At 72.9% G+C, this 12,240-nt stretch carries 11 protein-coding genes; 6 read left to right on the top strand and 5 right to left on the bottom strand.

All coding sequences use genetic code 11. From position 1 onward, the window contains the following. Positions 1-81: 81 nt before the first annotated feature. Complete coding sequence (locus GA0070214_RS17595; protein ID WP_091264426.1) at positions 82-1,677, bottom strand: LPXTG cell wall anchor domain-containing protein; 1,596 nt, start codon at positions 1,675-1,677, stop codon at positions 82-84. A 178-nt stretch (positions 1,678-1,855) separates the two neighbouring features. Here GA0070214_RS17595 and GA0070214_RS17590 point away from each other — a divergent pair, with 178 nt between their 5' ends. Together GA0070214_RS17590 and GA0070214_RS17585 are read left to right on the top strand one after the other, a co-directional pair. Continuing rightward, entirely contained in the window at positions 1,856-2,338 is a 483-nt protein-coding gene (locus tag GA0070214_RS17590) for a SigE family RNA polymerase sigma factor (protein WP_091264424.1), read from the top strand. Beyond that, a complete protein-coding gene (locus tag GA0070214_RS17585; RefSeq protein WP_091264421.1) occupies positions 2,338-3,387 on the top strand; it encodes an LCP family protein in 1,050 nt (349 codons plus the stop codon). The genes GA0070214_RS17590 and GA0070214_RS17585 overlap by 1 nt, the downstream gene beginning before the upstream one ends. Positions 3,388-3,422: 35 nt before the next feature. On the opposite strand, the gene GA0070214_RS17580 is transcribed toward GA0070214_RS17585, so the two are convergent. Next, entirely contained in the window at positions 3,423-3,635 is a 213-nt protein-coding gene (locus GA0070214_RS17580; protein WP_091264418.1) for a hypothetical protein, read from the bottom strand. Positions 3,636-3,772: 137 nt separating this feature from the next. Here GA0070214_RS17580 and GA0070214_RS17575 point away from each other — a divergent pair, with 137 nt between their 5' ends. Together GA0070214_RS17575 and fbaA are read left to right on the top strand one after the other, a co-directional pair. After that, on the top strand, positions 3,773-4,156 hold the full coding sequence (locus tag GA0070214_RS17575) for a phage holin family protein (RefSeq protein WP_091264416.1): 384 nt from the start codon (positions 3,773-3,775) through the stop codon (positions 4,154-4,156). Positions 4,157-4,318: 162 nt separating this feature from the next. Then, a complete protein-coding gene (gene fbaA / locus GA0070214_RS17570) occupies positions 4,319-5,341 on the top strand; it encodes a class II fructose-bisphosphate aldolase (protein WP_091264413.1) in 1,023 nt (340 codons plus the stop codon). A 40-nt stretch (positions 5,342-5,381) separates the two neighbouring features. Here fbaA and GA0070214_RS17565 read toward each other — a convergent pair whose 3' ends face one another. Further along, the gene (locus tag GA0070214_RS17565; protein WP_208602811.1) at positions 5,382-6,593 is read right to left on the bottom strand and encodes an LOG family protein; all 1,212 of its coding nucleotides are present in this window, start codon (positions 6,591-6,593) and stop codon (positions 5,382-5,384) included. 263 nt (positions 6,594-6,856) lie between these two features. On the opposite strand from GA0070214_RS17565, the gene GA0070214_RS17560 reads away from it, so the two are divergent. After that, the gene (locus GA0070214_RS17560) at positions 6,857-7,285 is read left to right on the top strand and encodes a DUF3151 domain-containing protein (RefSeq protein WP_091264410.1); all 429 of its coding nucleotides are present in this window, start codon (positions 6,857-6,859) and stop codon (positions 7,283-7,285) included. A gap of 52 nt (positions 7,286-7,337) precedes the next feature. Here the strand turns inward: GA0070214_RS17560 and GA0070214_RS17555 are convergent, their stop codons facing one another. Continuing rightward, positions 7,338-9,104, bottom strand: a complete 1,767-nt coding sequence (locus GA0070214_RS17555; protein WP_425255813.1) for a MinD/ParA family ATP-binding protein — start codon at positions 9,102-9,104, stop codon at positions 7,338-7,340. A 588-nt stretch (positions 9,105-9,692) separates the two neighbouring features. Next, entirely contained in the window at positions 9,693-10,691 is a 999-nt protein-coding gene (locus GA0070214_RS17550) for a diacylglycerol kinase family protein (RefSeq protein WP_091264403.1), read from the bottom strand. A gap of 122 nt (positions 10,692-10,813) precedes the next feature. Here GA0070214_RS17550 and GA0070214_RS17545 point away from each other — a divergent pair, with 122 nt between their 5' ends. After that, complete coding sequence (locus GA0070214_RS17545; RefSeq protein ID WP_091264400.1) at positions 10,814-12,103, top strand: adenylosuccinate synthase; 1,290 nt, start codon at positions 10,814-10,816, stop codon at positions 12,101-12,103. Positions 12,104-12,240: the final 137 nt, after the last annotated feature.

Below are 12,240 nucleotides of genomic sequence, written 5' to 3'. Positions count from 1 at the left end.
GCTTGGTGGGGCCTTTGGGGTGGCCCGGATATGGCGGTGCCCCGCCTCCCGGGGTGGGGGCGGGGCACCTTTGGTGCTTTGTCAGGCGACGAAGCGGGTCTTGCGGCGGCGGGACACCACATAGCCGGCCGTGCCGGCGGCGAGCAGCAGGGCGCCGATGCCGGCGATCAGAGCGGTGTTGGAACCGGTGATCGGCAGCGAGCCGCCGTCACCGCCACCCTGGCCACCGCCACCCTGGCCACCGTCGCCCGGGACACCGCCGCCGGGGGCGGCGTTCACGAGGAGCTTGGCCTTGTCGTTGGCCGGGTTGGTGTCGTTCTGGAAGCCCTCGCACTGGCACTTGGCGTTGATGACCACCGCGCCGGTGGCGTTCGGGATGACCTTGTCGATCCGCAGGCCGAGCTCCACGGTCTGCTCCTCGCCGACACCGATGAAGATGTCCGGGTAGCACCGGTACGCCTTGGCCCCCGGCTTGCCGGGCTCCTCCCAGTCGCCGTTGTCACCCTTCATCGGGAAGCAGTTGCCCGGCACCTGCACGGCGGTCGTGCCGATCGGGACCGTCACGTCGATCTTGGTCACCGGCGAGCCGACGCGACCGAAGTCGAGCGACGCGGGGCCGTTGTTCCGGACGCCGACGGTCGCGGTGACCACCTCACCGGCCTTGCCGGTCAGCTCGTCGCCGATCGCGGCCAGGTCGACACCGTTGGTGCCGGTGACCTTGACCTGCATGCCCGACCAGTTGTTCTCCGGGTTGGGGTCGGCCTGGAAGGACCGCGCCTGCGCGGCCGGCTGCTTGGTGAGCACCAGGGCCTCGTCGGTACCCGGCTCGCCGACGGAGATGTTCCGGCTGTCCAGGTAGGCGGTGAAGTCGTCGAACTCGTCGACGGTCATCCAGTTGTGGTAGCCGTACTGGGCGCCGGGGGCGTAGGTGTCCTTGGCGAGCACGTACGGCACCGAAGCGGCGAAGGTCTCGCCGGCCGCCACCGTCGTGTCGGTGAAGCGGCAGGTGCGCACCCAGTCGTCCGCGTACGTGCAGTTGCTGTAGTGCTTGCTCGTGCGGATGCCGTAGTCCATGTCGAAGACGACCACCGCGCCCTTCGCAGAGGTCTCACCGACGTTGCTCAGCACGAGCGGCGCGGTGAAGGAGCCGCCCGGGGCGGCGCTGCGGGTCACCTCGGGACCACCGGCGAGGTCCACGCCTTCGCCGATCTTCACCTTGGCGGTGTGGCTGGCCGGCTTGACGCCGTCCGCGCTGACCGTGACCTTCAGGTCGCCGGAGTCGCCGTCCTTCGCGCCGGCCGCCGGCGCGATGTTGACGGCGAGCAGACCGGCGATACCCCAGTCGTCGATGCCGATCTCGAAGTGCTCCTGGCACACCAGGACGCCCTCCTCGGGCGTGGTGCAGTCGCCCTCGATCTCCGGGGTGATCTTCGCCTTGCCGGCGAGCCCCGAGTAGTCGTAGCGGACCGTGAGGTTGTTGACCACCGTCGGCTCGCTCGCGTACACGATCGGCGAGTCGGTCTTGCCCTCGCTGCCGAGGGCGACGGTGGTGTCGTTGAAGTACAGACCCAGCGCGACAGCGGGTTCCTCGGCCGCGGCGGGGGTGGCGGAGGCGGCGATGAACGCGCCTGCGACGCCCAACCCGGCGAGCCAGCGCCGGGTGGAGTTGGTGAGCATGGTTGGGGGTTCCTCCCGTGAATGATCAGGTGGAGCCCGTGGAGCTTAATGACTCCTTAAGTCGCCGCGCAGTCCCGGTTGGCGCCGGGCCGAAGATATTGACCGAACGGTTGATCGGCGTCGGTGCAATGTTCCGGCGGCCCGTGCCCGTCAACAGGGCGGGACACCGGGAGGTGCAGTGACGTACGAGGAGTTCGCCGACGCGCGGCTGGGCGCCCTGCTGCGGTACGCGGTCATGCTGACCGGCGATCCGCACCAGGCTCAGGACCTGGTGCAGGAGACCATGGTCCGGGTCCAGCTCAACTGGCGCCGGGTCGCCCGCAGCGACGCGCCGGAGCGGTACGTGCGCCGGATGCTCACCAACCAGTTCGTCGACTGGCGGCGTGGGTCGTGGGCGCGCCGGGTGCTGCTGCGCGGTGAACCGGACGAAGGGGTGCCCGCCCCGGCCGACCACGCGCAGTCCGCGGTGGACCGTGACCAGGTCTGGTCCTGGTTGTCGCGGCTGCCGCGACGGCAGCGGGCCACGCTGGTGCTGCGCTACTACGAGGACCTGCCCGACGCGGAGATCGCGGAGATCCTCGGCTGCGCCGTCGGCACCGTCCGCTCCTGCATCTCGCGCGCCCTGGCCACCCTCCGAGCCGAGTACGTGGAGGTCTGCTGATGATCGAGGACGACCTGCGCGCCGCCTTCGCCCGGCGCGAGGAGCTGGCCCCGGCGGTCGGCCCGGTCCGGGCCGCCATCGACCGGGCCGTGGTCCGCCGCCGGCGCCGCCGCCTCCGGGTGCGACTCGCCGGTACGGCGCTGGCGGTGGTCGCCGCCGCCCTGGCCGGTTTCACCGTGATCGCGCCGCGACCGGCGGAGACCCCGAACCTGATCGCGGCGCCGGCGACGCCGCCACCCAGCGGGGCACTGAACATGCTCCTGGTCGGCGCAGACGCGGCCGGCACGGACGGGAGCCGCCGGGCCGACTCGATCCTCCTGGTGCACCTGCCGGCAGACCGCAGCCGGCTCTACCTGGTCGCCCTCCCGCGCGACCTGGTGGTGCCGATGACCGGCCGAGGGACGGGCAAGCTCAACGCCTCCCTCGCCGCCGGGACGGATCTGACCGCGGGCTACCAGGCGACCCGACAGGCGGTCGCCCAGCTCACCGGCGTACGGATCGACGCCGGCGCGGTCCTCACCTACCGGGCGACCCGCGAACTCACCGACGCGGTCGGTGGCGTATCGATGTGCCTGCCGGCCGAGATCCGCTCGCACCACACGCGGCGGACCTACCCCGCCGGCTGCCAACGGCTCGACGGTTCCGCCGCGGTGGACGTGCTCCGCCAGCGGTACAACATGCCCGACGGCGCCCTGGACCGGGACCGCAACGCCGCCCGGTACGCGGCCGGACTGCTCCACCGGATCCGGGAGCAGGGGGTGCTGACCAACCCGGTCCTGCTCAGCCGGCTGATCACGAAGGTCGGCTCGGGCGTGGTGACCGACACCGGGGAGTCGTCCCTGCCGGCCCTGCTCGCGGCGGCCGGGACGGCGGCCACCGCCGAGCCGGTCGCGGTCGGCCTGCCGGTCCGCCACGGGGGAACGAAGGAACTGCCGTACGGGTTCCGGCTCGACTCCGCCCTGGCGCCGGGTTTCCTCGACGCGCTGCGCGGCGACCGGCTCGCCGAGTGGACCGCCGCGCACCCGAAGCAGGTCACCACCCTGCGCTGAGGCGGGGCGGGGGCACGGCCCCCGCCCCGCGCGGCTCAGCGGTAGTCGTCCTCGTCGGCGGTGACCACCCGGGCCTGTTCCATGGCGTCCCAGTCGTCGACCTCGAGCCCTCGCTGCGGCTCGCCGTCGCCGTCGTCGGGGGTGACCGCCACGGCCTGCTCGACCGCGTCGGCCGGCTCCGCCTCCAGGTCCCGCTCCTCCGGAGCGAGGTGGTCGCTCGGGGCGAAGTCCTCGTCGGGCTGACCCATCGTCCCTCCCTGGATCTCGGTGCGGACAGTCACCACCACACCGTACGGGCTGACCCGGGTCCCCGCTCGGCAGCGGGTGGAACGGTGGATCGGCGATTGTGCCGTCCGGTGCGAGCCCTCGGTGCCAGGATGGTGGGGTGGGCTTCCTGATCCGGCTGGCCATCACCGCGGTCGCGCTGTGGATCACCACGCTGGTCGTGCCCGGCGTGGAGGTGACCGGCCACAACGGTTTCAACACGGCGTTCACCCTGGTCGTGGTGGCGCTCATCTTCGGCGCGGTCAACGCCCTGCTGAAGCCGGTCATCAAGGTGATCGGATGCGTGTTCTACCTGCTCACGCTCGGCCTGTTCGCGCTCGTGGTCAACGCACTGCTGTTCCTGCTCACCGACTGGATCGCCCGCGGGCTGGACCTGTCGTTCCACGTCAACGGCTTCTGGGCCGCGTTCTGGGGCGCCATCGTTATGGCCGTGGTGACCTGGCTGATCACCGTCCTGGTGCCGGACAGCCTGGACGAACGGTGAGCGGTTCCCGGGTCGGTTGTGTCCGCCGCGCGCTCCTACGCGATACTTCCCGCGGTGGACAGCGCGGTCCGGCGCACCCATGGAAGTCAGCGGCCGGGACGGTCGCCTTCATGGAAGACAGCGGCCTGCACGGCCGAGAGCGGTAAGTAAGGAGCGTTCGACATGCCCATCGCTTCCCCTGAGGCTTACGCGGAGATGCTGGACCGGGCCAAGGCCGGCCGGTACGCGTACCCCGCGATCAACGTGACCTCGTCGCAGACGCTGAACGCGGCGCTCAAGGGCTTCGCCGACGCGGAGAGCGACGGCATCATCCAGGTCTCCACCGGTGGCGCGGAGTACCTGTCCGGCCCGTCCGTGAAGGACATGGTGACCGGCGCGGTGGCGTTCGCGGCGTACGCGCACGAGGTGGCCAAGAAGTACCCGGTGAACATCGCGCTGCACACCGACCACTGCCCGAAGGACAAGCTGGACAAGTTCGTCCGGCCGCTGATGGCCATCTCGCAGGAGCGGGTGAAGAACGGCCAGGAGCCGCTCTTCCAGTCGCACATGTGGGACGGCTCGGCCGTGCCGGTGGCCGAGAACCTGGAGATCGCCGAGCAGCTGCTCACCGAGGCCGCCAAGGGCAAGATCGTCCTCGAGATCGAGGTCGGCGTCGTCGGCGGCGAGGAGGACGGCGTCGAGAACGCCATCAACGAGAAGCTCTACACCACCGTCGAGGACGGCCTGGCCATGGTCGACGCGCTCGGCCTCGGCGAGAAGGGCCGCTACATGGCGGCGCTGACCTTCGGCAACGTGCACGGCGTCTACAAGCCGGGCAACGTGAAGCTCCGCCCCGAGGTGCTCAACCACATCCAGATGGCGGTCGGCGCGAAGTACAACAAGGAGAAGCCGCTAAGCCTGGTCTTCCACGGCGGCTCCGGCTCGCTGCTGTCCGAGATCCGCGAGGCGCTGGACTACGGCGTGGTGAAGATGAACATCGACACCGACACCCAGTACACCTTCACGCGGCCGGTCGCGGACCACATGTTCCGCAACTACGACGGCGTGCTGAAGGTCGACGGCGAGGTCGGCAACAAGAAGATGTACGACCCGCGCGTCTGGGGCAAGGCCGCCGAGGCCGGCATGGCCGCCCGCGTCGTGGAGGCCTGCGAGCACCTGCGCTCCACCGGCACCACCATGAAGTGACCTGTTGAAGAGGGGCCCCTTGTTCGAGGGGCCCCTCTTTTCATGCGGTGAGCACCCGGACCGCCTCGCGGACGTCGTCGGTCAGGTGCACGGTGGGCGACAGGTCACCGAACGGCGAGGCCGCGAAGAGCGGCCGCAGCAGCGACTCCACCGGCAGCTCGGTCGTCCAGTAGGTCCGGTCCAGGAACACGTACGCGCCGCTGGCCCCGTCGGTGCCGTAGTAGGTCTTGGTGGCCGCCTGGAACACCTCCTGCACCGTGCCGGCCCGGCCGGGCGCGAAGACGATCCCGCCCCGCGCCAGCCGCAGGATGGTGTCCTCCCGGATGGCGTTCGAGAAGTACTTGGCGATCCGGCCGGCGAACAGGTTCGCCGGCTCGTGGCCGTAGAGCCAGGTGGGGATGGCCAGCCCACCCGAGCGGGCCCACTCGGTGCCCGGCGCAGCCGGGCGGGGCGAGGGCAGGGACGGGCCGGCCGCGTACCGGGCCCGGACCCGCAGGGCCACGTCGGTGTAGCGGTCGTGGTCGGTGAAGTCGGGCGCGGTGGCCAGCAGGTCGATCGCCGCGGTCAGCTCCTCCGCCGGCCAGGCCGCGAGGAACGCGCCCAGGTTGGCCGCCTCCATGACGCCGGGCCCGCCGCCGGTTACCACCAGCCGGTCGGCCCGCGCCAGCTCCCAGCCCAGCACCGCCGCCATCCGGTACGCGGCACTGCCGCGCGGCACCGCGTGCCCACCCATCACACCCACCACCGACTGCGGCCCGTGCACGGCCAGCCAGGTCCGGGTGGCGTCGGCCAGGGCGTTGTCCACCCCGTGGTCGTGCAGCCGCTGGCCGAGCGCCTCCCGCACGTCGGGCAGGGCGCCGCCGTGCGCCCGGAAGTGCGCGTACACCCGGGTGTCGTACATCCCGGCGAAGCCGCCCTCGGCGAAGCCGGCGGCCAGGTCGTCGGCGCTGTAGAGGTGGGCCGGCTGCGTGGGGTAGGGCAGCCCGGAGAAGGGCGGTACGACGTTGGCGCCCCGCCGGACCAGGTCCGCGCCGACCTCCCGGTCGGCGAACCGGCAGCCCACGAACAGGGTGCCGGTGACCTCGACGCCGCGCAGGTCGGGGACGGGGTCCAGGTCGAGGCGGAGGCCCTGCACGGTCAGGCCGGCGAGGCTCCCCTCGGCCAGCCGCCGGTCGAACTCGGTCCGGGTCTCGATCTCGTCGATGCTGGTGTCGTGCGGCTCGATGACGTCCGCGGGTGGTGGGGTCGGCACCAGATCATCCTGCCCCCGGGCGGCAAGCCGGCAAACCCGGGGCGGCACGGACAGGAGCCCGGTGGCCAGGCCGCCGGGCTCCTGCACTACCCGGTCCTGGGGAGGCTCCGGATCTGTAGTTGTAGTGCAAAAAGTCTCGCCGTGGCATGGGCCGCGGGTACGTGGGCGGCACACCGCAGGCGTGACGAAACCCTCAGCCGTTCAGCCGACCGGCTCGGCGGACCCCCTCGCGTACCCCAGGGCGAAGCGGGTTGAATGGGGCGATGCAGAACCTGTTGCCTGAGCCACCGGCCACCCTGCTCCCCGCCCACGAGGAGGCCGACGCCGCGCTGGCGGCCGCCGCCGAGCAGGACACCGACGAGGCGTACGCCGAGATCGCCGCCCGCTTCCCCACCTACAGCGCGGGCTGGGCGGCGCTGGCCAGCCGGGCGCTCGACGCGGGCCAGGTCGTCCCGGCGTACGCGTACGCCCGCACCGGCTACCACCGCGGTCTCGACCAGCTCCGCCGCAGCGGCTGGAAGGGCCACGGCCCGGTGCCCTGGTCGCACAAGCCCAACCGGGGCTTCCTCCGGTGCCTCTACGTGCTGTCCCGCGCGGCCGGCGAGATCGGCGAGGCGGACGAGGCGGCCCGCTGCGCCCAGTTCCTCCGCGACTGCGACCCGGCCGCCGGGGACGCCCTGGCCAGCCACTGAGCCGCGTCGACGGCCGGCCCGACCATGTTGATCGGGTCGGCCGTCGCGCTGCTCACAGCCCTTCCGCCACCGAGGCGGCGATCTTCAGCCAGGCCTCGCGGGTGGCCGAGGAGAGCTGGCCGTACCGGATCGGCTCCCCGGTGTCGATGAGCCGCTCGTACGGCGCCAGCAGCACCGCCCGGGTCCGGGCGGCGAAGTGCTCCTGGATGGCCGGCAGGTCGATCTCCTTGCGGGACGGCGGCATCGACACCACCGTCACCGCCTGGCGGACCAGCCGCTGGCGGCCGCTCTGCTCCAGGTGGTCGAGCATCCGGGCGGCCGTCTCGGCCGAGTCGTTCCGCGCCGACATGGTCACCACGAGCTGGTCGGTGGCGTCCATGGCGGCCTGCCAGTTCTGCGCCCGGACGTTGTTCCCGGTGTCCACGAAGATCAGCTTGTAGAAGCGGCTCACCACCTCGCGGATCTCGGCGAACGCGGCCGCGGTCAGCATCTCGCCACCGGTCGCCGACTCGTCCGAGGCGAGCACGTCGAACATGCCCTCGCCCTGCGAGCGGACGTACTGCGACAGGTCGCCGACCCGGCCGTGCGGCCCCTGGAACTGGGCCAGGTCGCGCAGCATGTCCCGCACGGTGCGGGAGTGGAAGTCCTGCTGCGCCCGCATCCCGAGGGTGCCCTGGGTCTCGTTGTTGTCCCAGGCCAGCACGTACCCGCCGCGCTTCTGCCCGAAGGTCATGGCGAGCAGCAGGATGGCGACCGTCTTGCCGGCGCCGCCCTTCGGGTTGACCACGGTCACCTGGCGCAGCCCGCCGAAGTTGCGGCGCACCATCTCGATGTCGCGCCGCATCTCCTGCTCCTGCCGCCCCGGCGGGAGCCGGACCAGCCCGATCTTGTTGACCACCGCCCGGACACCCGTGGTCGCCACGGGGTCGACCGGCCGGGCCTGCCGCCGCCGCGCGAAGTCCTCCGCCGTCGGCGGGGCACCGCTCGCCGGCGTCCAGACCTGCTCCGGGAACGCGGCCGGCCCCGGCTGCTGCGGCCCGGTCTGCTGCGGGCCGGCCTGGTGTGGCCCGGCCTGGTGTGGGCCGGGCGGATGCGGCGCGGGCTGGTGCGGGCCGGGCTGGTGCGGCGGTGCGGGCGGCTGCTGTGGGGCGCCGGCCTGCGGGGGTGTGCCGGCCTCCTGCGGCCAGGCCGGGGGATACCAGCCCGGTGCACCGGGTTGGGGTGCCGGTTGCCCGTAACCGACCGGTCCCGGCGGGTACCCCGTTCCGTCGCCGTAGGGCTGCTGGAGGGGTACGCCCGGCGAGGGTGGGAACGGGCCGAGCCGGGGCGGGGTGTCCGGCGAGCCCTCGGCCGCGCTGTCGGGAACGCCGCGCGCGGCACCGGCCGCAGGCGTCACCGGGGCAGGGTCGGCCGGGCGGCCGTCGGGCTGCGCCGCGCCACTCTGCGTCGGCGGCACGACGGGTCCGGGGTGCGCCGGCGGCGCGGGCGCATCGCCGGTCGAGCGCTGCGGCGGCTGGGCCCAGGGAGACTCCGGCCGGTCGTTCGGCGGCGTACCGGCCGGGCCGTCGGGTGAGATCACCGCGGCCCCGGGGGTCCTCTCGGGAGAGGCCGCCGCGGTTCCGAGCGTCCTGCCGGCGTCGGCCTGAGCGTTCGCCTGGATGACACCGGCCGCCGTGGGGGTGGCCGTCGCCTCCGAGCCGAGCGGGCGGTCCGCACCGTCGGTGCCGGTCGCGTCGAGGCGGCCGGCCTGATCGGCGGCGCCATTCGTGCCGCCGCCCGTCGCCGGGCCGACCCGGCCATCCGGGCCGGCGGCATTCACGGGGTCAGAAGGGGTGACCGGGGGATCCGTCCCGACCGCGGCCTCCGAGCCGACGGCACCCTCCGGCCCGGGCGCGGCATCCGGCCCGAGCGTGCCGTTCGGGCCGGGGGTCTCGGCCGGGCCGGCGGTGGTCGACGGTCGGGGAGCGGTGTCGTCGGGCGTGGTCGGCGCCGGGGCGGGGGTCGGTTGGTCGAGGGTGAACGGAAGGTCCAGGTCGACCGGGGCCGGCGTCCTGTGGAGCGGCGCGGAGTCGCCCGCCGCTGCCCCGTCAGCCGCTGAGTCCGAGGTCGAGGCTGCCGGGTCCGCCGCCGGTGCCGCCGGGTCGGCCGGGGGCGGCGTGGGCCGGGCGGGCGGGACGGGCCAGGCCGCCACGTTGGGCTGGGCCGGGGCCGCCCACGGCGGGGCGGTGACGGCCCCGTCGGTCTGCTCGGGCGGCCAGAGCGGTTCGATGTCCCGCTCCGGCACCTGCGGTTGACCCGGCACGTGGGCCCGGTCGGCGTTCTCGTGCACCACGGTTCCTCCCCATTCCTCCCGCCGAGGATAGGCCGTCCGGCCAGCCCGGTCGCCCGAGCGGGGGATCGACGGAGGTCAGGCCGTCCAGACCGCCCAGGCGCCCGGCTCGGTCCACCAGGAGCGCTTCCGGCTCAGCTCGCCCTCGACGCCGTCGTCGAGGAAGGGCACCTTCTCGTCGCGGGGCACGACCGCCGCCGCGCGGCCCCGGGCCCGGCGCACCTCCAGGCGTACCTTCTTCCGGCCCAACGCCGAGCGGGTGACCACCGGCACGGCCACGGCCACCTCGACCCGGCCGTCGGTGGGGTCCGGGTCGGCCAGCAGCACCACGTCGTCCAGGCGCGCGTACCCGCCGGCGTTGCCGACGGCGCAGGCCATGATCGGCTCCTCGCCGGTGCTCAGCACCGTGCCGTCGACCTCGACCCGCGCCCGCCAGTGCAGCGGGCGGCCCGCGTCGTCGGCCGCGCCGAGCAGCGCGCCGTCCAGGGTCACCGAGCCGCCGTCGTTGCGCAGCAGGTCGAGCCGGCGGGCGGTGCCGTCCAGGACCGCGGCGGCCACCTCCGCCGGGTCGCGGGGCAGGCCGAGCTGCGCGGCAAGGTCCCGCGCCGTGCCGGAGCGGGCCGGGTCGAGCGGGAGTACGCCGACCGGCGGCAGGTCCGGCACGGTCCGGTTCCCGGGCAGGTCGGCGGGGCGGCGGCTGGGCGGCGGAGCGTACCGTCGGACCAGCCGGCGCAGCACGGCGCGCAGCTGTCCGTCACTGGCCGTGGCGACGACCAGCCGGGTCTTGGAGTCGGGATCCGGCCAGGTGAGGCCGTCGGGCCGGGGCGGGCCGTCGAGGCGGGCCAGCACCTCGTCGATCTCCGCGTCCGAGCGGGCGGTCACCGTCTCCACCCGCGCACCTCGGGCGGTCAGCGCGTCCGCGCAGGCCAGCACCGGCACGCGCGGCGTCTCGCAGCGCTCCTCGGTGTGCTCACCGGCCGCCTCCGGCGCGCCACCGCAGCAGGCTCCACCGCCGCCGCAGCCCCCGCCGGGAGCGTCCCGCTCCGAGCCCAGGGTGAGCAGCACCACGTCGTACACGAAGGAGCCTCCTGCTTCTCGACGAACCCCTGCCGGTCCCGCCGTCACTACTTGTTAGCCTGACACCCCGGGCTCGCCGACCGGTCGCCACCTGGCACCCGAGCCTTCTGGAGGCGGAGAAGATGCCAGCGATCGTGCTCATCGGCGCTCAGTGGGGCGACGAGGGCAAGGGCAAGGTTACCGACCTGCTGGGTGAGCGGGTCGACTACGTCGTGCGCTACTCCGGCGGCAACAACGCCGGCCACACGGTGATCACCCCGGACGGCCAGAAGTACGCGCTGCACCTCATGCCGTCCGGCGCGCTGTCGCCGGACGCGATGATCGTCATCGGCAACGGCGTGGTGGTCGACCCGAAGGTGCTGCTGGAGGAGATCGACGGCCTCGCCGAGCGGGGCGTGGACGTCTCCCGGCTGCGCATCTCGGGTGACGCGCACCTCATCATGCCGCACCACCGGGCGCTGGACCGGGTGGTCGAGCGCTACCTGGGCAGCTCGCGCATCGGCACCACGGGCCGGGGCATCGGCCCCGCCTACGGCGACAAGGTCGCCCGGATGGGCATCCGGCTCCAGGACCTGCTCGACCCGGGCATCCTGCGCAAGAAGCTGGAGCTGGCGCTCCGCGAGAAGAACCAGGTGCTGTTCAAGGTCTACAACCGCAAGGCGATCGACGTCGACGAGACCGTCGAGGAGTACCTGCGGTACGCCGAGCGGCTGCGGCCGTACATCGCGGAGACCCGGGTCATGCTCTGGGACGCCCTGGACCGTGGCGAGACCGTCCTGCTGGAGGGCGCCCAGGCCACCATGCTCGACATGGACCACGGCACCTACCCCTTCGTCACCTCGTCGAACCCGACGGCGGGCGGAGCGTGCGTGGGCGCGGGCATCCCGCCGACCGCGATCACGAAGGTCATCGCGGTGAGCAAGGCGTACACGACCCGGGTGGGTTCCGGCCCGTTCCCGACCGAGCTGTTCGACGACAACGGCCAGCACCTGCGCAAGATCGGCCACGAGTACGGCACCACCACCGGCCGGGAGCGCCGCACGGGCTGGTTCGACGCCGTCGTGGCCCGGTACGCCTGCCGCCTCAACGGGGTCACCGACCTGGTCATCACGAAGCTGGACGTGCTGACCGGCATGCCCAAGGTGCCGATCTGCGTGGGCTACGAGATCAACGGCGAGCGCTTCGACGACATGCCGATGACGCAGACCGACTTCCACCACGCCACGCCGATCTACGAAGAGCTCGACGGCTGGTGGGAAGACATCACCAAGGCCCGCACCGAGGACGAGCTCCCGGAGAACGCGCGACGCTACATCGCCCGCATCGAAGAACTCTGCGGCACCAAGGTCAGCATCGTAGGCGTAGGCCCAGGCCGAGAAGAAAACGTAATCCGCCACCCCCTCCTCCCGTAACCCCCTCCCCACCGCACCCGATGGTGAGTTGATCAAGAGGTTTGCGTCTGGATCGGCGCGGATTCTGACGCAAACCTCTTGATCAACGAGGCCGCGAGATGGGTTGTCCACAGGGTTTTCCACAGGGGTTTTGGGGA

Source organism: Micromonospora chaiyaphumensis (assembly GCF_900091435.1).
GTDB classification, from domain to species: domain Bacteria; phylum Actinomycetota; class Actinomycetes; order Mycobacteriales; family Micromonosporaceae; genus Micromonospora; species Micromonospora chaiyaphumensis.
The sequence above is the reverse complement of the archived record's forward strand: the minus strand, read 5'-3'. Positions and strand labels throughout refer to the sequence as shown.

Excerpts from the sequence above, each read along its gene's own strand:
- GA0070214_RS17545 (WP_091264400.1), top strand. The coding sequence starts at position 10,814 with ATGCCAGCGATCGTGCTCATCGGCGCTCAGTGGGGCGACGAGGGCAAG.
- GA0070214_RS17580 (WP_091264418.1), bottom strand. The coding sequence starts at position 3,635 with ATGGGTCAGCCCGACGAGGACTTCGCCCCGAGCGACCACCTCGCTCCG.
- GA0070214_RS17585 (WP_091264421.1), top strand. The coding sequence starts at position 2,338 with ATGATCGAGGACGACCTGCGCGCCGCCTTCGCCCGGCGCGAGGAGCTG.
- GA0070214_RS17560 (WP_091264410.1), top strand. The coding sequence starts at position 6,857 with ATGCAGAACCTGTTGCCTGAGCCACCGGCCACCCTGCTCCCCGCCCAC.
- GA0070214_RS17595 (WP_091264426.1), bottom strand. The coding sequence starts at position 1,677 with ATGCTCACCAACTCCACCCGGCGCTGGCTCGCCGGGTTGGGCGTCGCA.
- fbaA (WP_091264413.1), top strand. The coding sequence starts at position 4,319 with ATGCCCATCGCTTCCCCTGAGGCTTACGCGGAGATGCTGGACCGGGCC.